Genomic DNA, 25,126 nt, shown 5'->3' on the forward strand with positions numbered 1-25,126 from the left:
TCCGCCCCGCCGTCGCTCCGGCGCACGTACGCAACGATCTGGAACCCCTATGACCGTCCTCACCGTCACCCCCAACCCCAGCCTCGACCGCACATACGAGATCCCGGGCCTCGACCGAGGGGCCGTGCTGCGGGCTGGCGCCGACCGTGTCGACCCCGGCGGCAAGGGCGTCAACGTCTCCCGCGCGGTGGCTGCGGCGGGACACCCCACGGTTGCCGTGCTCCCCGTCGGCGGCCCCGAAGGCGCTCTCCTTTCGCAGCTTCTCAGCGATCTCGGTATCGCGGTGGCCGGGGTGCCGGTGCGGGGCTCGACCCGGGTCAACATCTCCCTGGCCGAACCGGACGGCACCCTGACAAAGATCAATGCCGCCGGGCCCGACATCGGCCCCGAGGAATCCCAGGCGCTCCTGGACACGCTCGCCGCCGAAGCCGTCCGGGGCCGCGCCCGCTGGCTGGTGTGCTGCGGCAGTCTGCCGCGTGGCCTCTCCCACGAGTGGTACGCGTCGGTTGTGGCCCGGGCTCGGGAGAACGGTGTCCGTGTCGCGCTGGACACCTCAGGACCCGCTCTCGCCGCAGCCCTTCCGGCGCAGCCGGACGTGGTCAAGCCCAACGCCTACGAACTCGCCGAGGTCGTCGGCCGCCCCCTCACCACGGTCGGAGACGCCGTCAAGGCGGCCGACGAGGTACGGGGCGCGGGAGCGGGAGCGGTACTGGCCAGCCTCGGCGCCACAGGACAACTCCTCGTGGACGCCACTGGCAGCTATTTCGCAACCGCCCCCGTCGCCACCGTCCGCAGCGATGTGGGCGCGGGCGACGCCTCACTGGCGGGCTTTCTGACGGCCGGCGGTGCCCGGGCCCAGGCGCTCGTCTCGGCCGTGGCGCACGGCGCAGCCGCCGTCCAGCTGCCCGGCAGCCAGATGCCCACCCCGGACGACATCCGTCCGGAATCGGTCACCGTGACCACCGACGTCCCCTTGGACCTCCCCCTTCTCCCCGATGTCAACGGAGCCGTCCGATGAGCCAGTTGATTACAGCCGAGCTGGTCGATCTCGATCTGTCCGCAACCACCAAGGCCAACGCCGCCCGTTCGCTCGCCGAGCGGATGGTGGCGCTGGGCCGCGTCACCGACCTCGAAGGTTTTCTCGCCGATGTCGAGGCCCGCGAGGCACAGATGCCGACAGGTCTCGAAGGAGGCATCGGCATACCCCACTGCCGCAGCACTCACGTCACCGAACCCACACTCGCGTTCGGCCGTCCCAGCTCGCCCGTCGACTTCGGTGCCACAGACGGCCCGGCAGACCTCATCTTCCTGATCGCCGCCCCCGACGGCGCGGACAGCGACCACTTGTCCATTCTGTCCTCGCTCGCGCGCCACCTGGCCGACCCCGAGTTCGCCGCGGCCCTCCGCTCCGTGTCGGACCCGGACCGTGCGGCGGCGCTCATACGCGGGGACGCCGATGCGGACACCTCCTCGTCGGCCCAGCAGTCCGAGACGTCCGGCGAGGCGGCCGACGGCCCGACGGACGGCGACGACAGGCCACAGCCGCAGCAGACGGAGCCGGAGAGCACCCAGGCGAGCGGACCATCGGCGCAATCGCGGGAAACCCGTGCCGGAGGCCCCGGGGCCGCGGCCGGCGAGCCCTTCCGGATCGTGGCCGTCACCTCCTGCCCCACCGGCATCGCCCACACCTACATGGCCGCTGAATCCCTCGAGAGAGCGGCCGAAGAGGGCGCGACGAACACTGAGATCACCGTCGAGACCCAGGGCTCTGCTGGATTCCAGCGGCTCGACCCCTCGGTGATCGCCGCCGCCGATGCCGTGATCTTCGCCCACGATGTCGAAGTACGGGAGCGGGACCGCTTCTCCGGAAAGCCCACCGTCGATGTCGGGGTCAAGGCGGCCATCAACCGCCCCGCCGAACTCATCGAGGAAGCACGGGCCAAGGCCGCGCGCGGTGAGATCACCTCCAAGCCGTCGGCCGCCGCCCCCATGGACAAGGGGGCAGAGGACGGGGATGGATTCGGAACCAGGCTGCGCAAGTGGCTGATGACCGGTGTCAGCTACATGGTTCCGTTCGTCGCCGCGGGCGGGCTGCTGATCGCCCTGTCCTTCGCCATCGGCGGGTACGAGATCGCCGACGCCAAGTCCGTCGCCGACCACTTCGTGTGGACCGAGGCCCACAGCTGGGCCGCGCTGCTCAACCAGATCGGCGGGCTCGCCTTCAGCTTCCTCGTCCCCGTTCTCGCCGGCTACATCGCCTACGGCATGGCCGACCGGCCCGGCCTCGTACCCGGTTTCGTAGGCGGTGCCGTCGCCGTGGAGATCCAGGCCGGCTTCCTCGGCGGCCTGGTGGCAGGTCTGCTCGCCGGTGCCCTTGTGATGGCCGTTCAGAAGGTCAACATCCCGGCCGTGCTGCGCGGCATCATGCCGGTCGTCGTCATCCCGCTGATCTCCTCGGCAATCGTCGGCGCGCTGATGTTCGTCGTCGTCGGCAAGCCGATTGCCACCGCGCAGAAGGCCCTGACGGACTGGCTGGGCGGGCTGACCGGCACCAACGCCATCCTGCTGGGGCTGCTCATCGGTCTGATGATGTGCTTCGACCTGGGCGGCCCCGTCAACAAGGTCGCCTACACCTTCGCCGCCGGAGGCATCGCCAGCGCCGACCCCGGCAACGGCAGCCTGATGGTGATGGCAGCCGCCATGGCGTCCGGAATGGTGCCGCCGCTGGGCATGGCGCTCGCCACCACCGTGCGCGGCAGCCTCTTCACCAAGACCGAACGGGAGAACGGCAAGGCCGCCTGGGTGCTCGGCGCCTCCTTCATCAGTGAGGGAGCGATTCCGTTCGCCGCTGCCGACCCGCTGCGCGTGATCCCCGCCTCGATGGCCGGCGGAGCTGTCACCGGCGCCCTCTCGATGGCCTTCGGCAGCACGCTGCGAGCGCCCCATGGCGGCATCTTCGTCGTGCCGCTGATCGGGTCCCCGCTGCTCTACCTGGTGGCGATCGCGGCCGGGACCGTCGTCACAGCCGGTACGACCCTGCTGCTGAAGGGCGCCCGTAAGCAGGCGCCGAAGGTGGAAGGCGCCCCGGTGGCGGACGGCGTCGAGGAGCGCGTCCCGGCAGGCGTCTGAGCCCGCACTTCCCCGCGGTGCTCCCGGCGGCGGCACCTTTCCACGGTCCGCCGCCGGGTTCGCCGGTGCCGTGCGCCCCCGGAGCTGTACTCCTGCGTGCCGCCGAGGCCGCGTGCCGGAGTCCTTCCGGAGCCGTCGCCTCTCCCGTCCTGTGCGCGGGGTCCCTGTCAGCTGTCGGCGCCGTCCTCCCCGTCCTCCTCGGGGCCCTCCGCACGGTCCGACTCCGGGGAGCCGTCCCCCTCCCGCCCGGACAGCGAGGCGCCGTAGAGATCGTTGTAGGAGGGAAAGACCCCTCCGGGACCGTCCACGCCGTCCGCGGCCCGGATCGCCTTGACCACGGCCCGGGTCACCACGTCGGCCCCTGCCGCCAGCACCTCGTTGAACTCGGCGCTCTTCAGCTCCCCTGCGTCCGTGGCCAGCGCGAAGGCCGTGTCCCCGTCGTGCATCATGTGCACCGGGCGCACCGCTCTCGCCAGCCCGTCGTGGGCGCTGCCCGCCAGCCGCTGTGCCTGCGGCCGGGTGAGCCCCGCGTCCGTTCCCACCACCACCAGGGTGGTGTTCAGCGCGGGCCGCAGTGTTCCGGCGGTGCGTCTGGCGGTCTCCTCCTTCGCCTCCGAGCGCAGCATCTCGGCCTCGGCGTGCTCGTCCTCGGTCGGGATGTGCGGCAGGCCGTCGGCCAGCTCGCCGTAGAGCACGCCCGTCGCCGGGTCCGTCGCCGAGCCCGCCGCGTTCAGGACCACCAGCGCGCCGACCACCGCCCCCGAGGCCAACCGGGCGCTCGCCGTGCCTATGCCGCCTTTGAGGCCGCCGACCACAGCACCCGTTCCGGCACCGACGCTGCCTTCCGCAACCGGTGCGCCCGGCTCCGTGGCAGCCGCCGCCTCCACTGCCTCGCACCCCAGCGCCGCATCCGGTCTGGCCGTCCAGCGTCCCCCGCGCCCCAGGTCGAAGATGACCGCTGCTGGGACCACCGGGACCACCTGCGCGGGGTCGGGGCCCGCCTGCACGCCTCGGCCCTGCCCCTCCAGCCAGCTCATCACGCCCGAGGCCGCGTCCAGGCCGAAAGCGCTGCCGCCGCTGAGGACGACGGCGTGGACGCGTTCCACCAGATTGCGCGGGTCCAGAGCGTCCGTCTCGCGGGTCCCCGGGGCCCCGCCTCGCGCGTCCACCCCGGCGACGGCGCCCTCCGCCGGCGGCAGGACCACGGTCGTACCGGTCAGCCAGCCGTTCCCGGTCCGCTGCGCGTGGCCTACGCGCAGGCCGGGTACGTCGGTCAGCGCGTCCCGCGTACCGGTCGGTGGCGGCCCCTGCGGTGGGCGCGGTTCCTTGGCGTCGTGAGTGTCCATGGGGCATCAATACCAGCAGCCGCGTCAGGCGGCCGTACGCTTGAGCCATGAGCGTCGACCCGCAGCCTTCCGCCCTGCCGGACACCCCGCGTGACGCGGCGGCCTCGCTGGTCTTCGAGGACCCCCTGAGCCGCCCGTCCTCCGACGACACCGACCGGGGCTGGGGCGAGGGAGCGGGCGGCACCTCCGGCGGAGGAGACGCCGACCTCGCGCGCTTCCTCGACGAGAAGCCGCCCCACCACCTCTGAGGTCGGCCCGGCGGCCACGGCCACGCCCGCTCACTGCCTCCTCCGGCGGCTGCCTGCTCCCCGCTCCTGGGCTCACCGCCGTCCGTGCGATCGCCGTCGCGGCCGCACGGTCCGGATGCGTTGCCGTCCTCCGCACGGTGGCCGACGCCACCGTGCGGCAGAAGGCCACCTCCGCTGACGGGTCCCGGGCCGGGCCCTGGTCCTGGAGACCGTCTCGTCAGCCGTTCGTGCTGACGCCGCCGCCGCGCTGCGGCCCTACCGAGCCGTCCTGGCCGCCCGGCGCGGAACCACCCGGGACGGGGGAGCCGTGCCCGTCCGCGCGCTGCGCGAGCAGTACGTCGCGGATCTCGGTGAGCAGCTCGACCTCCGTCTTGGGCACCTCCACCGGGCCCGCCTTGGCCTGCTGGCGCTCCTTGTACTTGTTCATCGGCAGGATCATCAGGAAGTAGACGACCGCCGCCGTGATGACGAAGGTGAGCGTGGCGCTGAGCACCGGGCCCCACTTGATCGCGACGCCGGTCACCTCGCCCGTGGGACCGACGGTGCAGGGATCCTTGAGGCAGTAGCGGTACCTGTCCAGGTCCTTCGTCCCGATGGCGCCCACCAGCGGGTTGATGAATCCGTTGACAACGGCGTCGACGATCTTGCTGAAGGCTGCCCCGACGACCACGGCGACGGCCAGTTCGACCACGTTGCCGCGCATCAGGAATTCCTTGAAGCCGGCCAGGACGCCCTTCTTCTCGGCTTGGGACGCGTCGTTGCTCAACGGACTTCCTCTTCCAGAACCAGGTGACGATGCTGACTGCGAGCGGGGCACCGAGGGCACAGGGGACTGCCCAGCCGCTCCACGGCCGGGACCGGCGGCTCGGCTGCCCCGGACCACCGGGTTCCGTGTGCAGGGGAACCCCCCGACGTCGGCGTGGCGGAGACAGAAGGCGGTTCAGCACAGCGTCACCGCCAGCCGGGACTTCGCCGCCGCGCCCGCCAGCGCTGCCGCCGTCCGCCGGGGCACAACGACAACAATCAGCGCGCCCTCGGCTCCGTCGCCCGAGACAGTGTCGCGGTACTTCGGCACGTGGGCCACTCGGACACCTGCGGCCACGATCCGAGCGGAAGCCGTCTTGGACGGGCTCGCCAGCACATCGATCCGGTCGCCAGGGCTCAGCAGCCGGACCGTCGCGGGGTCGGCGATCCGAACGGGCGCGGAGACGGGAGCCGTCGGAGCCCCCTCTTGCGTGACGGATCTCTCAACGCCTCCCCCGCCCGACCCCGGCCCGGAGGTCCTGTCGCCCCCGCCGCCAGAGGCCGCACCTGATCCGCCGGTCGCCCCGCCGTCCGGGGCGGCGACCGCGAGCCCCGCGGCGCAGACGGCCAACGCGACCGAGAGGGCCCTGTGCCGCCCGGGGGCTCCCCGCCGCAGTCGCCGCCGGCCGCCTCCGGCACGCACCGGGGGGAAGTCGGGAACAGCGGAGCGCAGGGGCATACGAGGAGGAAACTCCTCGGGAACCGGGTTCCGGGATCGGTCCACGACGCTCACCACCAGCCATCACAGGGAGAAGAACCGCCTGGTCGCGGCCTTCGATGACTACGGTGAACCCCTTCGCGGAATCCCGCTGAGACGCCCGCAGATCTGTGGATGAGTGGGCAGTTGTGGAAAACTCCGCCACCCGGAAGGGTGACCGGCCCGGTCAGGGCAGGGTGATCCCCGGCTCCAGCCCGCCCAGCGCAGACCCGCACTCGCACTTGCGTTCGTCCAGGGCGGGCAGTTCCCGTACGGCGTCGAAGAGGACCTCGCGCAGTCGGCCGATGTTCTCGCCGAAGACGCGCAGCACCTCCTCGTGGGAGACGCCCTCGCCGGCCTCCGCGCCTGCGTCCAGGTCTGTGACCAGGGCCAGCGACGAGTAGCACAGCTCCAGTTCGCGGGCGAGTATCGCCTCGGGGTGTCCGGTCATCCCCACGACGGCCCAGCCCTGCGCGGCGTGCCAGCGGGACTCGGCGCGGGTCGAGAAGCGCGGGCCCTCGATCACGCACATCGTGCCGCCGTCCACCGCCTCCCAGCCCTTGCCGCGGGCGGCCCGCAGCGCGGCCTGTCGGCCCCCTTCGCAGTACGGGTCGGCGAAGGCGACGTGGACGACCTGGGGAACACTGCCATCGGCGAGGGGCTGGCCGTCGAAGAAGGTCTGCTGCCGCGACTTCGTACGGTCCACCAGTTGGTCGGGTACCACGAGAGCGCCCGGGCCGAACTGCGGCTGCAGGCCGCCGACCGCACACGGCGCGATGACCTGCCGCACACCTACCGAGCGGAGTGCCCACAGGTTGGCGCGGTAGTTGATGCGATTGGGGGGCAGGTGGTGACCGCGGCCGTGGCGCGGCAGAAAGGCGACCCGGCGGCCGCCGGTCTCGCCCAGGAAGAGCGTATCGCTCGGCGGTCCGTACGGCGTCTCGACGGTGACTTCGGTCACATCGTCGAGGAAGGAGTAGAAGCCGGAACCGCCGATGATGCCGATCTCTGCCTGTTCGCTCATGCGGTCACCCTAAGGGCGCACGCCCAGAGCTGGGCAGGGGGAAGACTCGGGCCTGCTCCCGGGCCCGCGGCGGGGCGGTCCGTCCAGCGGCTCGGGCCCGGGCTGACGTCCGCCTCAGGCGGAAGTGGCCGCCTTGGCCGTGCTCTTGCTGTCGCTCTTGCCGGAGGACTTCGACTCCGAGGACGAGCTGGAGGACGACGAGCCGGAAGTGGAGGACGAGCTCTTGGAGTCGCCGTTCTTCGCGGACGAGTCCGAGGAGGAGCTGCCGGAAGCGGGGCTGCTGCTCGACGAGGAGCTGCGGCTGTCGTTGCGGTAGAAGCCGGAGCCCTTGAAGACGATGCCGACCGCCGAGAAGACCTTCTTGAGGTGGCCCTGGCAGTTGGGGCACTCGGTCAGCGAGTTGTCAGTGAACTTCTGCACCACCTCGAGGCCCTCGCCGCACTCGGTGCACTGGTACTGATAGGTCGGCACGTTCTCCTCCTGGCACTCTCACTTGTTGAGTGCTAACAACGCTCCATAGTGCAGCATTCCAGCGCGTCAGTCCACCGGGACGGCCGTTCGGTGACCCAGCCCACGTGCAGCGACCAGTCCGCCGTGCTGCGGGTGCAGCGCCTTCCTGAAGGTCAGCAGCACCAGCAGCGCGAGGCCCGTACCGGCCAGCGGAGTGAGGAAACCGGTACCAGCACCCGAGTGATCCGCGAGCTGGCCGGCCACCGTCGAGCCCGTCGCCTGCCCCAGCGCCACCGCGCCCGTCAGCCAGGTGAGCGCCTCCGTGCGGGCGCCCGCGGGGACCAGCGACTCGATCAGTGTGAAGCACGTGATCATGCACGGCGCCACACACAGTCCCGTCAGCATCCCCAGCGCGCCCAGCAGCATCGCCCACGGCCCCAATTGCGCTGCGAGTGCCATCAGGGCGGCCGCGGCCACCAGCGCCGGGTAGGCGGTCAGCAGCCGGGTCTGCGGCCCGCGCTTCCACCGGATGGCACCCACGGCGACGGCCGCCAGCATGTTGCCGCCGGCGAAGACGCCGTACAGCACGCCGTTGATGCCCGGCCGGCCGATCGACTCGGTGAACGCGGTGAGCGAGACCTGCATCCCGCCGAAGACCATCCCGATACCGAGCAACGCGGCAATCAGCACGCGGGCCCCAGGGACGGCCAACGCGGAAGCCGGCCGGTCCGCGCGCCCCTGAGCGGCCTCGTCGGCCCCGCACTTGCCGGCGCCCGCAGCCGCGCGGGCCACCGGGGGCTGGGTGCGGCGCTGGGCGGCGAAGACCAGCCCGCCCACCAGTGAGACGCCCGCCTCAGCGGCGAGACCCGCGGCGGGGTGCACGCCCGTGCACAGCGCTGTTGCGAGCACAGGGCCGACCACGAAGGTGAACTCGTCGGTCACCGACTCGAAGGCCGCCGCCGTGTTCATCAACGGTGTCCCCTGCAGGCGCGCCGCCCAGCGGGCCCGCACCATGGGGCTGATCTGCGGAGCGGTGGCACCGGCCGGCACGGCCGCGACGAACAGCGCCCACAGCGGCGCGTCCAGAAGAGCGGCGCCGATCAGCGCTCCGACGGTGAGGATGTGCAAGAACACCTGGGGGACGAGGACGGTCCCCTGTCCGAACCGGTCGGCGAGCCGGCCGCTCTGCGGCGCGATCAGGGCCATGGAGATGCCCGCCGTGGCGGAGACGGCGCCGGCCAGGCCGAACGATCCGGTGGTGTGCTCGACGAGCAGGACGATGCTGATGGTCAGCATCGCGTAGGGCTGGCGGGCCAGGAAGCCCGGCAGCAGGAAGGACCAGGCTCCCTCGGTGCGCAGCAGCTGTCCGTAACCGGGGCGCTCGGAGGAGCGCCGGGAGCGCCGGTCGCCGTGTGCCTCGTCGGTCTCTGCGTGGTTGTTCTCGGTGGCCGGGGATTCCACGGCCGGGCCTTTCTGCCGCCTGGTAGCGCGTTGTGGGTGACGCGCCGAGAGCTGTCCTCTCGCGCAGGACCGGGGTAGATACCCGGTCCGGTGCAGGGTGGGCATTCCGGACCGTGGCCGCCGAGCGGTCGCGCCAGCTCTGCGTCAGGCAGAGTCGGGGTGAATCTTTACCGCCTTGAGGATAACGGTCAGAGGCAGTTTTTCGTAAAACCTGCCACAAGCCCGGCGTCGAACGCGGCAAGAACCTGCCGCCGAGCATGCTGAGACGCCGAGCACGCTGAGAACGCCGAGCAGGCGGCAGCAGTCGACGGTCGAGCCCACTCCTCCGCCGCCAGCCACCACGGTCACTGCCGCATCGCGGTGCTCCCGGACGAGCCCAGCCAGCCGGCGAGCTTGCCGCCCCGGCTGACCGACAGCAGGCGCCGTTCGGCCGCGTCCCGCACCTGGTCGGTCGTGACGACCAGCAGCTCGTCGCCGTGCCGCAGCACCGTCGAGGGCAGCGGGACGAAACTCGCGCCCTCGCGCACCACCAGGGTGACCGCGGCACCGGCCGGAAGACGCAGCTCGGTGATCTCGACGCCGTGCATCCGGGACGACGGCGGAATGGCCACGGACAGCAGGTGGCCGCGCAGCCGCTCCAAGGGCGCCGATTCGATGTCCAGATCCGCTGCCTCGTCCCTCTCGTCCAGCCGCAGTTTCCGCGCGAGCCAGGGAAGAGTGGGCCCCTGCAGCACGGTGAAGACGACCACCAGCACGAAGACGATGTTGAAGATGCGCTGACTCCCCTTGACGTCGGCGACCATCGGGATGGTCGCCAGCACGATGGGCACGGCTCCCCGCAGCCCGGCCCAGGAGAGCAGCGCCTTGTCCTGCCAGGGCAGGCGGAACGGCTGGAGGCCCAGGAAGACCGACAGGGGGCGGGCGACCAGGGTGAGGGCCAGCCCGATCAGCACGGCGGGCCAGAAGTCCTTCCACAGGTCGTGCGGGGTCACCAGCAGGCCCAGCAGTACGAACAGGCCGATCTGCGCCATCCAGGCCACGCCGTCTGCGAAGCCCCGCACGGCGGGACGGTGCGGCAGTTTGCCGTTTCCGAGGATGAGCGCGGCGACGTAGACGGCCAGGAAGCCGGAGCCGTGAGCCATCGCGCCTCCGGCGTAGGCCAGGAAGCACAGCGCCAGCACGGCGATGGGGTACAGCCCGGACGCGGGCAGTGCCACATGGCGCATGCCCAGCTCGCCGAGCTTGCCGACGACCAGCCCCACCACCAGTCCGATGGCGAGCTCGAGAAAGATCTGGCCGAGCAGGAAGTACCAGGTGTGGTGCTCCGTGCCGAGCGAGGAGAAGGTCACGACCAGCAGCACGACGGGTGCGTCGTTGAACCCGGACTCGGCTTCCAGCACACCGGTGAGCCGCTTGGGCAGCGGCACCCTGCGCAGCACGGAGAAGACCGCGGCGGCGTCCGTCGAGGAGACCACAGCGCCCATCAGGAGCGACGCCTGCCAGCCGAGTCCGATGAGGTAGTGCGCGGCCAGCGCGGTGACCGTCACGCTGACGGCCACACCGAACGTCGACAGCACGGCAGCCGCCGGCACGGCAGGCCGGATGTCACGCCATTTCGTGCCGAGTCCGCCCTCGGCGAGGATCACCACCAGGGCGGCGTATCCGAGGACTTGGGTCAGCTCGGCGTCGGAGAAGCCGAAACCGATGCCGTCCTGCCCTATGGCGATGCCTATTCCCAGGTAGACGAGCAGGCTGGGCAGCCCGCTGCGCGAGGAGAGACGGACCGCCACGACGGCGATGAGCAGGACGAGGGCGCTGAAGAGCAGGAGCTGGTTGAGGCTGTGGACGGTCAGGGCACGGTCCTCTCTGGCCGGGGCTCTCTCCTTGAGTGCACGAGTCGGGTGCTCCGGTCGCCGGGAATCGGCGCCGGGGCGCGGTTTCTTGAGCGGGTGAGGCGTTGCGCGTGATGGTTCTGACGGCCTCCTGACGTTTTCCTGATGCGTTCTTAACGCGCCGGCCATGGCGGAGCGCGGCTCCCGGACGGATGTCCGGCAGTGGCTAGTTCGTTTGGGTAGCTAACAATTTACCATTGCTTGAATATGCCGCCGGGAGAATTCCCAGGGGGTGACTCGCTGTCCGGGCCCGTCGAGGGGCGGCCTATGGTTGCTCCGTACGGACCGAGCCCGTCCGGTCCTCTCAGCCAAGGTTCACCCTGCCCCTCGAAGGACAGCGATGCCCGCCAAGAAGACCTCGCGACGCGCCCGCCTCATCGTGATCGTCGTCGTGCTGCTGCTCGTGGCAGGCATCGGCGGCGGCACGTACTGGGGCGTCAGCACCGTCCGGGACTCCTTCCCGCAGACCACTGGCACCCTCAAACTCAAAGGGCTGACCGCGCCGGTGAGCGTGCAGCGGGACAGCAGCGGCATCCCGCAGATCTACGCCGACAACTCCAAGGACCTCTTCCTGGCCCAGGGGTACGTCCAGGCACAGGACCGCTTCTGGGAGATGGACGTACGCCGCCACATGACCGCCGGACGTCTGTCGGAGATGTTCGGTGACGAACAGGTGCAGACCGACGCGTTCCTGCGCACCCTCGGGTGGCGCAGGGTGGCCCAGAAGGAGTACGAGCAACTCCCGGCCGAGACCAAGGACTTGCTCAAGTCCTACTCCGCGGGCGTCAACGCCTACCTCAAGGACCACAAGGGCTCGGCCATCTCGGTCGAGTACGCGGCCCTCGACTTGGCGGGCAAGGACTACCAGCCCGCCGACTGGAACCCCGTCGACTCGGTCGCCTGGCTCAAGGCGATGGCCTGGGACCTGCGCGGCAACATGTCGGACGAGATCGACCGGGCGCTGATGACCAGCCGCCTGGACAAGGACCAGATCGAGGACCTGTACCCGAAGTACCCCTACGAGCGGAACAAGCCGATCGTCGACAAGGGCGCCGTCGACCCCGCCAGCAAGAAGTTCGACCCGAAGGCCGAGGGCGGCCAGGCCGGCACCGCCGACGGATCGGCCGGCACCGGCACCGGACAGCCGGGCGCAGGTGGTACTGAGCAGCCCGCTGCGGGCGCCGGGACGGGCGGGACGACCCCAGATGCCTCCGGAGCCGCGAACGGCGCTCAGAGGGCCGGTGGAGCGTCTCAGGGCGTCAGCACCCAGATGGGCACCGTCGCCAAGAAGCTCGACGAGATCCCGGGACTGCTCGGCCCGAACGGCAGCGGCATCGGATCCAACTCCTGGGTCGTCTCCGGTAAGTACACGACCACCGGCAAGCCGCTGCTGGCCAACGACCCGCACCTGGCGCCGCAACTGCCCTCCGTCTGGTATCAGATGGGCCTGCACTGCCGTTCGGTGGACAAGTCCTGCCCCTACGACGTCTCCGGCTTCACCTTCTCCGGCATGCCCGGTGTCGTCATCGGCCACAACCAGCACATCTCCTGGGGCATGACCAACCTCGGCGCCGATGTGACCGACCTCTACCTGGAGAAGGTCCGCGACGGGCACTACCTCTACGACGGCAAGGAAGTCCCGTACCGCACCCGCGAGGAGACCATCAAGGTCGCCGGCGGCAAGGACCGCACCATCACCGTGCGTGAGACCAACAACGGGCCCATCGTCTCGGACCGCAACAAGGAACTGCGCAAGGTCGGCGACGACGCCCCCGTCGGCAACGCCGCTCCCGACCGCGGCGACGGCTACGCGGTCTCCCTGCGGTGGACCGCGCTGCAGCCCTCCAAGACCGTGGACGCGCTCTTCAAGCTCAACCGGGCCACCGACTTCTCCGACTTCCGCGCAGCGGCCCGCGAGTTCGCCGTGCCCTCGCAGAACCTCATCTACGCCGACACCAAGGGCAACATCGGCTACCAGGCACCGGGCCGCATCCCGGTGCGCGGCAAGGGTGACGGGCGCTACCCGGCCCCCGGCTGGGACCCGGACTACCGCTGGAAGGGCTACATCCCCCAGCGCGCCCTGCCCTGGGAGTACAACCCGAAGCGCGGCTACATCGTGACCGCCAACCAGGCCGTTGTCGACCGTGAGAAGTACCCCTACCTGCTCACCGACGACTGGGGCTACGGGGCGCGCAGTCAGCGGATCAACGACCTCATCCAGTCGAAGATCAAGGACGGCGGGAAGATCTCCATGGACGACATGGAGACGATGCAGATGGACAACAGCAGCGAGATCGCCAAGCTGCTGGTGCCCTATCTGCTGAAGATCGAGATCAACGACAAGTACGTACGCAACGCACAGAAGCTGCTGGAGGGCTGGGACTACACCCAGGACTCCGACTCGGCTTCCGCTGCCTACTTCAACGCCGTCTGGCGCAACCTCCTCAAGCTCGCCTTCGGCGACAAGCTCCCCAAGGAACTGCGGGTCAAGGGCGACTGTCTGTACGTCGTACCTTCCGACGACTCCGGCCCGGTCGACGATCTGGACGGCAACCAGCGACTGGTGCGCGAGTGCGGGCAGCGCTCGGCCGACGACGCCCAGCCCGACGGTGGCGACCGCTGGTTCGAGGTGGTGCGCAAGCTGCTCAAGCAGCCCGACAGCCAGTGGTGGAAGACGCGCGACACCTCGACCCACAAGGGCGACAAGAACCGCGACGAACTGCTGGCACACGCCATGAAGGACGCCCGCTGGGAGCTCACCTCCAAGCTCGGCAAGGACATCAACACCTGGAGCTGGGGCAGGCTGCACCGGCTGATGCTCAAGAACCAGACCATCGGCACCGACGGTCCCGGCTTCATGCAGTGGCTCCTCAACCGCGGCCCCTGGGACCTGGGCGGAGGCGAGGCGGCCGTCAACGCCACCGGCTGGAACGCGGCGGGCGGATACGACGTCACCTGGGTGCCTTCGATGCGGATGGTCGTCGACCTGGATGACCTGGACAACTCCCGGTGGATCAACCTCACCGGTGCCTCAGGACACGCCTACAACGCGCACTACACCGACCAGACGGACAAGTGGGCAAAGGGCGAGTTCCTCAAGTGGCCCTTCAGCGAGAAGGCAGTCAAGAAGGCGACCGAGGACGAGATGGCCCTCACACCGTGACCAGCCGTAGGCTCCCCACGCTCACGGTCTGACAGCCCGGCCCGGGGCGCCGCCCGTACGGCGTCCCGGGCCGACTGATGTCCCGGTGCGCCCCGGGAGGCTGTTCAGCCTTCGGTGACTTCGAGGCGGTGCACTCCGCCCGGCGTCACAGCCGTCGCCACCCGGCGGTCGTGCTCCTCGCCCTCGAGACGGTCGACCACTTCGCCGTCGTACAGCAGCACCGCACAGAAAGGCCGCACCCTGTGGGCCGCCAGCCGGGCGAGCACCCGGTCGTAACAGCCGGCGCCCCGGCCCAGCCGCAGTCCGCCCCGGTCCACGGCCAGCCCTGGCAGCAGCACCACATCGGCCTCGGCGACCGTCTCAGGGCCGAGCCGCGTCCCGGACGGCTCCAGCAGCCCCCGCCCCGCCTCCACGAGCGCCTCGGGGCCCTCGTAGTCCGCCCAGTCGAGGTCGTTGTCCTTCTGCAGCACCGGCAGCAGCACCCGTACGCCCCGGCTGCGCAACGCCTCCAGCAGCGGCCCGGTGCCCGGCTCACTGCCGACCGACACGTATCCGGCAACCGTACGGGCGCCTGCCATCTCCGGCAGGTCCAGCACATGCCGTGCCAGGGAGCGGGCTGCCGCCTGGAGGTCGTCCGCTGTCAACGTCCTCCTCACCGCGAGGACAGCGCGGCGCAACTCACGCTTACTACGGTTGCCGACGGCCTCCGGCTCGCCCATGGAACGCCCAGCCCCTTTCCGCGCCGTAAAACGCAACAAACCCAACAGACGCGATAAACGTCGTGGACGCTTATCTTCCTCACAAAGTCAGCGGTTATGGTGCGGGACATGACTTCTCCCCGCGCACGGATCACCAAGGCAGTCATCCCCGCCGCCGGCCTGGGCACGCGTTTTCTGCCTGCGACCAAGGCCACACCCAAGGAGATGCTCCCGGTCGTCGACAAGCCCGCCATCCAGTATGTGGTCGAAGAAGCCGTGACAGCCGGGCTCTCGGACGTTCTGATGGTCACCGGCCGCAACAAGCGTCCGCTGGAGGACCACTTCGACCGCAACTACGAGCTGGAACAGGTACTGCGCGACAAGGGTGACGACGGAAAGCTGGCCCGGGTGCAGGAGTCCAGCGACCTGGCCACCATGCACTACGTCAGGCAGGGCGACCCGCGCGGCCTGGGACACGCCATCCTGTGCGCAGCCCCGCACGTGGGGGACCAGCCCTTCGCCGTGCTCCTCGGCGACGACCTGATCGACCCGCGTGACCCGCTGCTGTCCCGCATGATCGAGGTCCAGGAGGAGCGCGGCGGCAGCGTCATCGCGCTGCTGGAGGTCGACCCCGGAAGCATCCACCTGTACGGCGCGGCGGCAGCGTCCCCGACCTCCGACGGCGACGTGGTCCGGGTCTCCGACCTGGTGGAGAAGCCGTCGGCGGGGGAGGCACCCAGCAATCTGGCCATCATCGGCCGTTACGTGCTCGACCCGGCGGTCTTCGAGGTCCTCAGCAAGACCGAGCCGGGCAGGGGCGGCGAAATCCAGCTCACGGACGCCCTGCAGGCCCTCTCCGCAGACGAGTCCCTGGGCGGCCCGGTGCACGGTGTCGTCTTCAGCGGTCGGCGCTACGACACCGGAGACCGGGCAGACTACCTGCGTGCCATTGTCCGGCTCGCGTGCGAACGTGAGGACCTGGGCCCGGAGTTCCGGGACTGGCTGCGCGGTTACGTCACCGAGGAGATGTAAGTCTTGAGCAAGACCTGGTCCGTCGATGAGCACCTGGAGGACATCCTCCGCAGCATCCGCCCGCTGGACCCCATCGAGCTGAACCTGCTCGACGCACAGGGCTGCACCCTGGTCGACGATGTCATCGTCCCCGCCGCCCTCCCGCCGTTCGACAACAGCTCCATGGACGGCTACGCCGTACGCACGGCGGATGTCGAGGGAGCCAGCGAGGAATTCCCAGCGGTGCTCAGCGTCATCGGGGACATCGCGGCGGGCAGCTCCGGGCTGCCCACCGTGGCGTCCGGCGAGGCGGCGCGCATCATGACAGGTGCGCCGCTCCCGCCCGGGGCCGAAGCCGTCGTCCCGGTCGAGTGGACCGACGGCGGCACTGGCGGCGGCCCGGCGGACGCCATGCCCGCGCACAGCGCCGCACCACAGGGCGCGACAGGCCAGGTGCGCGTGCACCGTCCGGTCCAGGCCCGCCAGCACGTACGGGCCAAGGGCAGCGATGTGAAAGCGGGCACTGTCGCACTCAATGCGGGCACCGTCCTCGGCCCCGCACAGGTGGGTCTGCTGGCGGCCATCGGGCGGGGCACGGTCACCGTCCGCCCGCGCCCCCGTGTGGTCGTCCTCTCCACCGGGAGCGAACTGGTCACGCCAGGAGAGCCGTTGGGCCCCGGGCAGATCCACGACGCCAACAGCTTCGTGCTGACCGCCGCGGCGCGCGCGGCCGGAGCCATCCCGTACCGGGTCGGAGCGGTGACCGACGACGCGGACTCGCTGCGCGCCACCATCGAGGACCAGCTGATCCGCGCCGATCTGGTCGTCACCAGCGGCGGGGTGAGTGTCGGCGCCTATGACGTCGTCAAGGAGGCACTCTCCCGGGTGGACACCTTCCGGGGCAGCGATGAGGAGGACCGCGCGGATGCCGTCGGCGACGTGGTGGAGTTCCGCAGACTGGCGATGCAGCCGGGCAAGCCCCAGGGCTTCGGCTTGATCGGGCCGGACCGCACTCCCATCCTCACCCTCCCGGGCAACCCGGTGAGCGCCTATGTCTCCTTCGAACTGTTCGTCCGTCCGGCACTGCGCACCCTGATGGGCCAAGAGCCCGTCCGGCGCCGGACCGTACGCGCCCGCCTGACCGGTGACTCCGGGCTGACCTCGCCGGAGGGCAAGCGGCAGTTCCTGCGGGGCGACTACAGCCCGCCCGGCGAGGAGGATCTGGGGACTGTCCGCGCGGTCGGAGGCGCGAGCTCCCACCTGATCGCAGCCCTCGCACAGGCCAACGCTCTGATCGACATCCCCGAGAAGACCGGCCGGCTGGCCCCCGGGGACGAAGTGACCGTCGTCCCTCTGGACTGAGGCACCAGACCGCACTCCTGCCGCTGCCGGTACCGTGTCGGGGCACACACAGGACCGGGAGAACCATGACCAGCCCCCAGCAGCACCTCACCCACGTCGATGCGTCCGGGGCCGCGCGGATGGTCGACGTGTCCGAGAAGGACGTCACCGCCAGGACGGCCCGTGCCACGGGACGTGTGCTCGTCTCGCCGGAGGTCGTCGCGCTGCTCAGGGGTGAGGGTGTGCCCAAGGGTGACGCACTGGCAACCGCCCGTATCGCGGGCATCATGGGTGCCAAGAAGACCCCGGAACTGATCCCTCTGTGTCACCCTCTCGCCGTCTCCGGCGTCAAGGTCGACCTGTCGGTCGCCGACGACGCCGTCGAGATCGCGGCCAGGGTGAAGACCACCGACCGCACCGGCGTCGAGATGGAAGCGCTCACAGCCGTCACGGTCGCCGCGCTGACGGTCATCGACATGGTGAAGGCCGTCGACAAGTCGGCAGCCATCACCGACGTCAGAGTGGAGGAGAAGACCGGCGGCAAGTCGGGAGACTGGACGCGCCGGCCGTTCCCCGAGGAGGAAGGCACATGAGCGGTCACCACGATGATGTGCGGCTCGGTGCCGGACGCCCAGGGAACGGGCAGCACCCGCACGGCCACGAGAGCTCCCGCCGTCCCGGCGGGGAGCCCGGCCGCTCCGGCGTGGAGCCCAGCCGTCCCGGCGGGGCGACCGCCCGTCCCGCTCCCGCCCGCCGCGCACTCGCCGTCACGGCGTCGAACCGCGCCTCGGCGGGGGTCTACGCAGACAAGGGCGGGCCGCTGCTCGTGGCGGGCCTGACGGCCCTGGGATTCGACGCTGACGGGCCGCGGGTGGTCCCGGACGGGGAACCGGTCCGGGAGGCTCTGGAGGAGGCCGTGGCGGCGGGCTACGCCGTCGTCCTGACGACGGGCGGTACCGGGATCTCCCCGACCGACCGGACGCCGGAGGTGACCCGCGCCGTCCTGGACTACGAGATCCCGGGGATCGCCGAGGCCATCCGCGCCGAAGGGCGGGCAAAGGTCCCCACAGCCGCGCTCTCGCGCGGTGTCGCCGGTGTCGCGGGCCGCACTCTCATCGTCAACCTGCCGGGCTCGACGGGGGGCGTCAAGGACGGGCTGGCCGTCCTCACCCGCCTGCTGCCGCACGCCGTCGACCAGATCCACGGCGGCGACCACCCCGCCGAGCCGGGCACGTCGGCGGAGGCGGGCACGTCCGCCGAGGCGGACCCGACCGCTGAACCGGGTCCGTCCGCCGAGCCGGGCGCGCGGCACAAGACCGTCGGCCGGTCCGGCGGTTCCAGAGGGGACGACCCGCGCTGAACGCCCCGTGGCCGGCCGAGCTGGTGGACGGTCCCACGACCCTCCGCCCCATAAGGCTGCGCGACCAGCGCGCCTGGCGTGAGGTCAACCAGCGCAACCGCGACTGGCTGCGCCCCTGGGAGGCCACCATCCCGCCCGCGCCCCCTGGCCACCTTCCACCGCGCCGCCCCACCTTCCGCCAGATGGTGCGCCATCTGCGGACCGAGGCGCAGGCCGGCCGGATGCTTCCCTTTGTCGTCGAATACGAGGGGAGACTCGCCGGACAGCTGACGGTCGCGGGTATCACCTGGGGCTCCATGTGCTCGGGGCACATCGGCTACTGGATCGACCGCGCGGTAGCGGGACGGGGCGTGATGCCGACAGCTGTGGCGCTCGCCGTCGACCACTGTTTCCACTCCGTGGGACTGCACCGCGTCGAAGTCTGCATCCGGCCGGAGAACCTCCCCAGCCGCCGGGTGGTGGAAAAGCTCGGCTTCCGCGAAGAAGGCACCCGCCCGCGCTACCTGCACATCGACGGGGCCTGGCGCGACCACCTGGTGTTCGCACTGACCGCGGAGGAGGTTCCGGGTGGCCTGCTGGCACGCTGGCACCGGTCGCAGCCCGGCCGCTCCACAGAAATAAAATAGACGTTCGAATTGAGGTGCTGTCCGGATACTCTCCGGAAGCCCACCCTCCGCGCGGCCATTTATCGGCCATTTCCGTGTAGCCCGGACGCAAGGTCACAAAAAAAGTTCGAGGGATCAGCCAGATCGTGCGACACACCGGGCTATTTGGCAGATGGGCTCATGGGATCCCCTCTACCGTGTGAGGGTGAGCAGCAGTGGCCTCATCTACGCAGTCATCGTCGGGGCCTGGGCCGCCTACTTGGTGCCGATGTGGCTTCGCCGACAGGACGAGCTGAACGAAGCTCGTCCGACGGAACGCTTCAGCACCGCCATCCGGCTGCTGTCCGGCAAGGCCGGCATGGAGCGCCGCTACGCGAGAGAAGCGGAGCGGCGCCGGGCACGCGAGGGGTGGGCAGCGGACGATCCGTACGCGCGGAGAGCCGCAGCCGAATCCGGCCTCCCCGCCGAGTACGGCTACGACGATGCCGCGTACGGGAGCGACCCGGACGCCGTCACCGAGCAGGCGGTGGACGTCCGGGCCTTCGCCGACCCCAAGACCATGGTCGGTGCCCCCGGTTCGGAGGCGAGGACCGAGGTGCATGCTCACCGGGGCCCTGCCGCACACGACGACCCCGAAGCTGCGGAAGGCCGCGAGGAAGCCGCGGACCGTCCCGGGCAGGCGCCGTCCGCACAGGACCGTCCGCGCGCCGGACAGGACGACGGATCCGCCGCCGCGGGAGCGCGCCTGGAGGAGGCGCGGGGGCAGACTGCCGAGGCCCGGTCCGCCGCCCAGGAGGGCAGACGAGCCAAGCAGGCCAAACGCGCCAAGCTGCTGGCTCGCCGACGGCGTACGACGATGATGCTCTTCCTGGCTTTCACTGTCGGCACCGTCGTCGCTGCCGTCCGGGGACTCGCTCTCCTGTGGGTGCCCGCCATCCCCGCTGTCCTGCTGAGCACCTACATCGTCTACCTCCGCGCCCAGGAGCGGCGCCGTTTCGCCTTCACCATGGACCGGCGCCAGGCCGAGGCGGCGGCGCGCAACCTGCACGCCCAGCGGCCGCGCGGCGGCGCCAAGGGCACGGCAGGCCGTCGCCGGGGCGCGGCGCAGGACGTGGACACCGAGCCGGGGCTCGCCGCCGGCCCGCCGCAAGGGGCCTCAGACGAGGGCCGACGGCCCCGTGCGGGCGCCGTCGCCCGGACCGCACCGCCCGAGCGCGAGCCCGACGGCGCAGGTGCGGAGGCGCACGGTGAGGACCGTACGGACGCCCGGCAGGGGGCACGCGCCCGGGCCGAGCAGCAGGAGGCCGCCGAACGGCGCGCCCTGGTCGAGCAGACCGACCACGCCGAATGGGTCGACCAGCAGCGCGCCCGCGACAGCGACTCCTCCGAAGGCGAGGGCTGGGACCCTGTGCCCGTACCGCTGCCCACCTATGTGAGCGCCCCGGTCGCCCCCCGGGCCACCCGCGGCGTCGACCTGGAGGCACCGGACGCGTGGAGCTCAGCGCGCTCCAGCACCGCTCCCGTCGCCGAGCCGCATCCCCCGGAGGCGGAACCGCACGACGGCGGCGCAGCCCACCAGCGGCGCGACCGCACGCCCCTCTTCGACCAGTACGAGGACGAGCACCGCCCCCGCGCCGCCAACGAATGACCGCCCCATGACCAGCGCAGGAACGGATTTCCTCCCGCCCCGACGAGGATGCTAAGGTTTCATCCGTCGCAAGGGCCTGTGGCGCAGTCCGGTAGCGCATCTCGTTCGCAACGAGAGGGTCAGGGGTTCAAATCCCCTCAGGTCCACCGCACGACTGTTCTCGAGTTCGCTCGGGAGCAGTTGATGAGATCCCGTCGATCATCGTGATCGCGCGGGATCTTTGTCGTTCTCGGTGGAGGGGAACGGCCTGACCGAAGAGGGCCTCTGCCGAGAGAATTCTCGGACAGGCTGACCGGTTACGTGGGCCCAGCAGGAGGGCGACGATCAGCGTGACAGCCCCGTAGTCCGCTGTCGCCGCGGCGGTGATCGTGTCGAGGCAGCGTTCCGGACAGGTCGGGCAGTCGGACGGTGGAAGCCCGGCACTTCCAGGTGGAGTTGCCGGGCTTCCTGCGTTCCCCCGGGAGACCGTCAGCTTGGGCAGGCGCGGGCTGTATGGACTGTGGTGGCTGAGAGGAAGAAGGCGTCGGGGCGCCACAGGATGCCGGAGCAGGCATGACCGTGGAGAAGGCTGTCGATGGTGGTGAGGTCCTCTTCGTCCAGATAGGGGGCCAAGTGGTCGCGCAGCCGGGTCAGAGCGTTGTGCAGGTGTTCTCGGGCGGGCAGGGAGAGGGGGGACGGGTGGTCGGTGAGGAAGGTGCGGCTGCCGGTGGGGACCAGGCCGGCGTGCGAGAGCATGGCGGGCCAGTCCTCCACGGTGGAGGTCGAGCCGGGGAGTGCGGCGCGCATGGCGGTGAACCTCTCCTCCAGCGCCGCGTCAAGGCGTGCCTGGAGGCCGGGTCGGCCCAGGCCGATGTCTCGGGGGAGGAAGCGCGGGGGCAGTCCTCGTTCGGCGACGGCCAGTACGCCGCCGGGGCGCAGGCGGGTGGCCAGGGCCTGCAGCGCGGCCTGTTGGTCGCCGAGGTGGTGGACCGCGTGGCTGGTCCAGATCAGGTCGGCGGAGCCCAGGGTGTCCAGGTCCTCGGGCAGCGCGGCCCTGAGGGGGGAGACCCGGCCGCTGAGGCCCTGCTCGGACGCGCGGGTCAGGGCGCGGTCCAGCAAGCCGGGCGCCTGGTCGACGGCGACCGCTTCGGCGCCGGGGAATCGTTGGGCGAGCAGGCAGGTGAGGACGCCCGGTCCGCTGCCGATGTCCAGGACGCGGCCCACCCGGCCGTCGCCGGGCGAGTCGGCGCCCAGCAGGCCGCGCAGCCAGTCGGCCGCCGTCTCCAGTGCGGGCAGGTGCAGTTCGGCCTCACGCTCCAGGGCGGCGCCCAGCGCTTCCCAGTCGATGTCCTCGGCGTGGCTGTGTGTCATACGGCGGCCTCCTGTGGCACGGCACCGGCCTTGTCGCGGGGCGTGCGGTGCTCCTCGACGGCGCGTTCGATGTCCTCGTTCACCAGGTCGTGGGTGAGCGCGAAGGCGGCCGCAGCTCCCATCCCGGCCGCTGTCACCACCTGGGCGCGTGGATCGACGACATTGCCGACCGCCCAGACACCGAACGCACTGGTGGCTCCCGACCGGTCCGTGGTCACCAGGCCCTGCTCGTCCTTGGCGCAGCCCAGTCCGGTCAGCAGGGAGTCGTTCGGGACCGTCTGCGGGAAGACGAAGACCGCGGTGCGGGGCACCACTTGTCCGTCGGCCAGCTCGACGCCGTGCAGCCGGTTGTCGGTCACCGCAAGACGCTTGATCGCGCCCTCGGCGATTCGGACTCCGCGTGCGGTCAGCCGCTCGCGGTCACGGTCGCTCAGTGGCCGGGTGTGCGGGAAGTAGACGATGTCGGGGGACCACTGGGCGAGCAGCAGTGCCTGGTCGACGCCTGCCGGGTGGGTGCCCAGTACGCCGAGCGGCCGGTCCCGGACCTCGTAGGCGTGGCAGAACGGACAGTGGAGCACGTCCTGACCCCACCGTTCGCGGATGCCGGGGAGATCGGGCAGTTGGTCGCGCAGGCCCGTGGCGACCACCAGTCGGCGGGCGCGCAGAACCGCGCCGCCGGAGAGCCGGACGAAGAAGCCGGGCGATATCTGGTCAACGTGGTTGTCGATGAGGGGAACGCCGTAGCCGGTGAGTTCGGCCCGGCCGGCCTCCAGCAGCCCGGCCGGGGACATGCCGTCCCGGGAGAGGAAGCCCCGCATGTGTGCGGCGGGCGCGTTGCGGGGCCGCCCTCCGTCGACAACGGCCACCGTGAGGCGCGCCCGCGCCAGCACCAGGGCGGCGTTGAGACCGCCCGCTCCCGCGCCGACGACCACCGCGTCGTACACCTTCCCGGCCGCTCCGGCGCCGTGCCGGGGGGCTCTTGTGTCGCTCATCGCGATCACCTCCTGGGTGCAGGCTGCGACCGCATGTGCAAAAGCGGCAACCTTTGTTGCCGTTTCCGGGAAGAGTGGGGTGCAATGGCGGGGTGACAGAGTCTTCCGCCCTCGCTCGGGCGCTCGACCAGGTCGGCCCCCGGCTCAAGCAGCTGCGGACCCGGCGCGGTGTCACCCTGGCCGCGCTCGCCCGGACCACCGGCATCTCCAAGAGCACCCTCTCCAGACTGGAGTCCGGCCAGCGCCGCCCCAGCCTGGAGCTGCTGCTGCCCCTCGCGCAGGCCCACCGGGTTCCGCTGGACGAACTCGTCGACGCGCCCGAGACCGGTGACCCCCGCGTACGCCTCAAGCCGCAGCACGTCAACGGCAATACGGTGCTGCCGCTGACCCGTCAGCCCGGGCCGCAGCAGGCGTTCAAAATGGTGCTCCCTGGCGACCGCACAGAGCCCGAACAGTGCACGCACGAGGGCTATGAGTGGCTGTACGTCCTCTCGGGGCGGCTGCGGCTGCTGCTGGCGGAGCACGATCTGGTGCTGGGGCCGGGTGAGGTCGCCGAGTTCGACACGCGCTTGCCGCACTGGTTCGGCAGCACGGGCAGCGGGCCTGTGGAGATACTCAGCCTCTTCGGCCGGCAGGGCGAGCGGATGCACGTCCGGGCGAGGCCCCGGCGTGACGCTCCCGCCGACAGTGCCGACATCTGAGCTGTGCCAGTACGGCACCGGTCAACCTGGTTGACCGGTGCCGTCAACCAGGTTGACCGGTGTCTCAGCCCGCCGACCGGTGGCGGTTGGTCGCGCGAGGGGGGCGGGCGTGCCGAGAGGCCGGGGTGGGAACCGGCGGGAGATCGAGCTGCCGGACGAGCTGGTGGAAGCAGAGCAGCGCGGTGATGGGCGGCAGACCGGCCACGGCGATGCCCGCGGGAGTGGCCGGCGCGTCGGCGACACACAGCAGGGAGGCGACAGCGGCGAAGAAGAGAACGACGAGCCAGGAGTGCACGGTGCGGCGGCGGTAGGCGCGGGTGCGCAGGATGGACAGCGTGGCCGCCACCCAGGGCGCGTAGATCAGCAGCGGCCAGGCGTGGGCGACACCCGGCGGTGCCGACTCCTGGGCGAGGTTGTAGAGCGACGGGTAGGACGCCTTGGCGCCCAGGAAGCTGACCAGGATCACGATCATGGCCGTCAGGGCGACGGAGAAGGCGCTGAGCACCCGCCGCCAGTTGAACTCGGTCTGGCGCTTCTGCTTGATCCGCTCCAGGGGGCGCTCCTTGCGGTGCTTGGCCCGGGCGAGAGCGCCCGTGGAGTCCACGAGGCCCTGGTGCTCGACCGTGTCGAGGAAGTGGGCGAGCTCCGCGTCCAGGTCGGGGGGCTCGGTGTGCCCGGCGCGCTCGCCGCGCTCGGGTTGCGGCGAGAAGCGGGTCAGCCCGAGGGTCCCGGTGTCCAGGGGATCCACGAGGCCGAGGCGCAGGGCTGTGTTGTTCCTGACCGTCGAGGCACCGTACGCGTGTACTGAGTGCGCGTCCGGTTCTGTCGGTTGTCTCGGCCCGGTGAGGCCGGTGTCCGGATCGGGGGGCGCGTAGGACGCGTACGAGTGCGGCGTCTCGGTCAAGACTGAACTCTCTTCTCTGCGGGCAGGTTCAGACGACTGTGTCGAGACCGGTCCCGCATGCGTACGACGCTTCCGGTGGTGACCGACGGCGCGCAGCCCTGTGTCGTCCGCGATGACCCGCGCCAGCGGCGGATGCCGGGTATGACCGTCTCGGGTACAACCCCGTCAACGACTACTCCAGCCAGCGGAAACTCCCGTTCGCAGTACTCAGACTTATGAGCATGCGGTTTTCACGAGGTATGTAACTCCTGAGTGTGGATGCGGGCTGTTCTTATGGTGGCAGAAATGTATTTTCACCGAAT

22 protein-coding genes and 1 tRNA gene are annotated in these 25,126 nt (G+C 70.8%); 12 read left to right on the plus strand and 11 right to left on the minus strand.

Translation table 11 applies throughout. The annotated features are described in order from the left end of the window. The first annotated feature begins 49 nt into the window (after positions 1-49). Entirely contained in the window at positions 50-1,018 is a 969-nt protein-coding gene (gene pfkB / locus JW592_RS23505; RefSeq protein ID WP_209267198.1) for a 1-phosphofructokinase, read from the plus strand. Further along, entirely contained in the window at positions 1,015-3,129 is a 2,115-nt protein-coding gene (locus JW592_RS23510) for a PTS fructose transporter subunit IIABC (RefSeq protein WP_209267199.1), read from the plus strand. Before pfkB ends, JW592_RS23510 begins: the two co-directional genes overlap by 4 nt. A gap of 167 nt (positions 3,130-3,296) precedes the next feature. On the opposite strand, the gene JW592_RS23515 is transcribed toward JW592_RS23510, so the two are convergent. Then, complete coding sequence (locus JW592_RS23515; protein WP_209267200.1) at positions 3,297-4,475, minus strand: P1 family peptidase; 1,179 nt, start codon at positions 4,473-4,475, stop codon at positions 3,297-3,299. A 47-nt stretch (positions 4,476-4,522) separates the two neighbouring features. Between JW592_RS23515 and JW592_RS23520 the strand changes: the two genes are divergently transcribed. Further along, on the plus strand, positions 4,523-4,723 hold the full coding sequence (locus JW592_RS23520) for a hypothetical protein (RefSeq protein ID WP_209267201.1): 201 nt from the start codon (positions 4,523-4,525) through the stop codon (positions 4,721-4,723). Between the two features lie 217 nt (positions 4,724-4,940). Here the strand turns inward: JW592_RS23520 and mscL are convergent, their stop codons facing one another. The 6 genes from mscL to JW592_RS23550 form a co-directional block, all read right to left on the minus strand. Further along, a complete protein-coding gene (gene mscL, locus JW592_RS23525; protein ID WP_267878075.1) occupies positions 4,941-5,489 on the minus strand; it encodes a large conductance mechanosensitive channel protein MscL in 549 nt (182 codons plus the stop codon). Positions 5,490-5,663: 174 nt separating this feature from the next. Further along, positions 5,664-6,206, minus strand: a complete 543-nt coding sequence (locus JW592_RS23530; RefSeq protein WP_209267202.1) for a hypothetical protein — start codon at positions 6,204-6,206, stop codon at positions 5,664-5,666. Between the two features lie 205 nt (positions 6,207-6,411). Further along, complete coding sequence (locus JW592_RS23535; RefSeq protein WP_209267203.1) at positions 6,412-7,248, minus strand: S-methyl-5'-thioadenosine phosphorylase; 837 nt, start codon at positions 7,246-7,248, stop codon at positions 6,412-6,414. 114 nt (positions 7,249-7,362) lie between these two features. Next, the gene (locus JW592_RS23540; protein WP_209267204.1) at positions 7,363-7,719 is read right to left on the minus strand and encodes an FmdB family zinc ribbon protein; all 357 of its coding nucleotides are present in this window, start codon (positions 7,717-7,719) and stop codon (positions 7,363-7,365) included. A 66-nt stretch (positions 7,720-7,785) separates the two neighbouring features. Continuing rightward, on the minus strand, positions 7,786-9,159 hold the full coding sequence (locus JW592_RS23545; protein ID WP_372446561.1) for an MFS transporter: 1,374 nt from the start codon (positions 9,157-9,159) through the stop codon (positions 7,786-7,788). A 344-nt stretch (positions 9,160-9,503) separates the two neighbouring features. Beyond that, the gene (locus JW592_RS23550; RefSeq protein WP_372446562.1) at positions 9,504-11,180 is read right to left on the minus strand and encodes a potassium/proton antiporter; all 1,677 of its coding nucleotides are present in this window, start codon (positions 11,178-11,180) and stop codon (positions 9,504-9,506) included. Positions 11,181-11,391: 211 nt separating this feature from the next. On the opposite strand from JW592_RS23550, the gene JW592_RS23555 reads away from it, so the two are divergent. Continuing rightward, entirely contained in the window at positions 11,392-14,214 is a 2,823-nt protein-coding gene (locus JW592_RS23555; RefSeq protein ID WP_209267206.1) for a penicillin acylase family protein, read from the plus strand. 104 nt (positions 14,215-14,318) lie between these two features. Here JW592_RS23555 and JW592_RS23560 read toward each other — a convergent pair whose 3' ends face one another. Further along, complete coding sequence (locus tag JW592_RS23560; protein ID WP_209267207.1) at positions 14,319-14,933, minus strand: 5-formyltetrahydrofolate cyclo-ligase; 615 nt, start codon at positions 14,931-14,933, stop codon at positions 14,319-14,321. Between the two features lie 108 nt (positions 14,934-15,041). On the opposite strand from JW592_RS23560, the gene galU reads away from it, so the two are divergent. From galU to JW592_RS23595, 7 genes are all read left to right on the plus strand, one after another. Then, positions 15,042-15,944 carry a UTP--glucose-1-phosphate uridylyltransferase GalU gene (gene galU, locus JW592_RS23565; RefSeq protein WP_209267208.1) on the plus strand — a complete coding sequence of 301 codons (903 nt, stop codon included), beginning with the start codon at positions 15,042-15,044 and terminating at the stop codon, positions 15,942-15,944. A 3-nt stretch (positions 15,945-15,947) separates the two neighbouring features. Then, positions 15,948-17,285, plus strand: coding sequence for a molybdotransferase-like divisome protein Glp (gene glp, locus JW592_RS23570; RefSeq protein WP_209267209.1), 1,338 nt, complete (start codon positions 15,948-15,950; stop codon positions 17,283-17,285). 65 nt (positions 17,286-17,350) lie between these two features. After that, the gene (gene moaC, locus JW592_RS23575) at positions 17,351-17,857 is read left to right on the plus strand and encodes a cyclic pyranopterin monophosphate synthase MoaC (protein ID WP_209267210.1); all 507 of its coding nucleotides are present in this window, start codon (positions 17,351-17,353) and stop codon (positions 17,855-17,857) included. Further along, positions 17,854-18,624, plus strand: coding sequence for a MogA/MoaB family molybdenum cofactor biosynthesis protein (locus tag JW592_RS23580; protein ID WP_209267211.1), 771 nt, complete (start codon positions 17,854-17,856; stop codon positions 18,622-18,624). The genes moaC and JW592_RS23580 overlap by 4 nt, the downstream gene beginning before the upstream one ends. Then, entirely contained in the window at positions 18,621-19,250 is a 630-nt protein-coding gene (locus tag JW592_RS23585; protein ID WP_209267305.1) for a GNAT family N-acetyltransferase, read from the plus strand. The genes JW592_RS23580 and JW592_RS23585 overlap by 4 nt, the downstream gene beginning before the upstream one ends. A 184-nt stretch (positions 19,251-19,434) precedes the next feature. After that, a complete protein-coding gene (sepX, locus tag JW592_RS23590) occupies positions 19,435-20,877 on the plus strand; it encodes a divisome protein SepX/GlpR (RefSeq protein ID WP_307805517.1) in 1,443 nt (480 codons plus the stop codon). A gap of 72 nt (positions 20,878-20,949) precedes the next feature. After that, positions 20,950-21,023: transfer RNA gene (locus JW592_RS23595), tRNA-Ala, on the plus strand. A 322-nt stretch (positions 21,024-21,345) separates the two neighbouring features. On the opposite strand, the gene JW592_RS23600 is transcribed toward JW592_RS23595, so the two are convergent. Then, positions 21,346-22,227 (minus strand): class I SAM-dependent methyltransferase, encoded by an 882-nt coding sequence (locus tag JW592_RS23600; protein WP_209267213.1) that lies wholly within the window; start codon positions 22,225-22,227, stop codon positions 21,346-21,348. Then, positions 22,224-23,219, minus strand: coding sequence for an NAD(P)/FAD-dependent oxidoreductase (locus JW592_RS23605; RefSeq protein WP_209267214.1), 996 nt, complete (start codon positions 23,217-23,219; stop codon positions 22,224-22,226). Before JW592_RS23605 ends, JW592_RS23600 begins: the two co-directional genes overlap by 4 nt. Before the next feature lie 92 nt (positions 23,220-23,311). On the opposite strand from JW592_RS23605, the gene JW592_RS23610 reads away from it, so the two are divergent. Beyond that, a complete protein-coding gene (locus tag JW592_RS23610) occupies positions 23,312-23,920 on the plus strand; it encodes a helix-turn-helix domain-containing protein (protein ID WP_209267215.1) in 609 nt (202 codons plus the stop codon). 64 nt (positions 23,921-23,984) lie between these two features. On the opposite strand, the gene JW592_RS23615 is transcribed toward JW592_RS23610, so the two are convergent. Further along, positions 23,985-24,824 (minus strand): DUF2637 domain-containing protein, encoded by an 840-nt coding sequence (locus JW592_RS23615; RefSeq protein ID WP_209267216.1) that lies wholly within the window; start codon positions 24,822-24,824, stop codon positions 23,985-23,987. Positions 24,825-25,126 lie beyond the last annotated feature (302 nt).

Origin of the sequence: Streptomyces spirodelae (assembly GCF_017676385.1) — a bacterium.
Taxonomy (GTDB): Bacteria; Actinomycetota; Actinomycetes; order Streptomycetales; family Streptomycetaceae; genus Streptomyces; species Streptomyces spirodelae.

Excerpts from the sequence above, each read along its gene's own strand:
- JW592_RS23605 (WP_209267214.1), bottom strand. The coding sequence starts at position 23,219 with ATGAGCGACACAAGAGCCCCCCGGCACGGCGCCGGAGCGGCCGGGAAG.
- JW592_RS23510 (WP_209267199.1), top strand. The coding sequence starts at position 1,015 with ATGAGCCAGTTGATTACAGCCGAGCTGGTCGATCTCGATCTGTCCGCA.
- JW592_RS23600 (WP_209267213.1), bottom strand. The coding sequence starts at position 22,227 with ATGACACACAGCCACGCCGAGGACATCGACTGGGAAGCGCTGGGCGCC.
- JW592_RS23550 (WP_372446562.1), bottom strand. The coding sequence starts at position 11,180 with ATGGCCGGCGCGTTAAGAACGCATCAGGAAAACGTCAGGAGGCCGTCA.
- JW592_RS23520 (WP_209267201.1), top strand. The coding sequence starts at position 4,523 with ATGAGCGTCGACCCGCAGCCTTCCGCCCTGCCGGACACCCCGCGTGAC.
- JW592_RS23555 (WP_209267206.1), top strand. The coding sequence starts at position 11,392 with ATGCCCGCCAAGAAGACCTCGCGACGCGCCCGCCTCATCGTGATCGTC.
- JW592_RS23535 (WP_209267203.1), bottom strand. The coding sequence starts at position 7,248 with ATGAGCGAACAGGCAGAGATCGGCATCATCGGCGGTTCCGGCTTCTAC.
- JW592_RS23580 (WP_209267211.1), top strand. The coding sequence starts at position 17,854 with ATGAGCGGTCACCACGATGATGTGCGGCTCGGTGCCGGACGCCCAGGG.
- JW592_RS23530 (WP_209267202.1), bottom strand. The coding sequence starts at position 6,206 with ATGCCCCTGCGCTCCGCTGTTCCCGACTTCCCCCCGGTGCGTGCCGGA.
- JW592_RS23560 (WP_209267207.1), bottom strand. The coding sequence starts at position 14,933 with ATGGGCGAGCCGGAGGCCGTCGGCAACCGTAGTAAGCGTGAGTTGCGC.
- JW592_RS23515 (WP_209267200.1), bottom strand. The coding sequence starts at position 4,475 with ATGGACACTCACGACGCCAAGGAACCGCGCCCACCGCAGGGGCCGCCA.
- moaC (WP_209267210.1), top strand. The coding sequence starts at position 17,351 with ATGACCAGCCCCCAGCAGCACCTCACCCACGTCGATGCGTCCGGGGCC.
- pfkB (WP_209267198.1), top strand. The coding sequence starts at position 50 with ATGACCGTCCTCACCGTCACCCCCAACCCCAGCCTCGACCGCACATAC.
- galU (WP_209267208.1), top strand. The coding sequence starts at position 15,042 with ATGACTTCTCCCCGCGCACGGATCACCAAGGCAGTCATCCCCGCCGCC.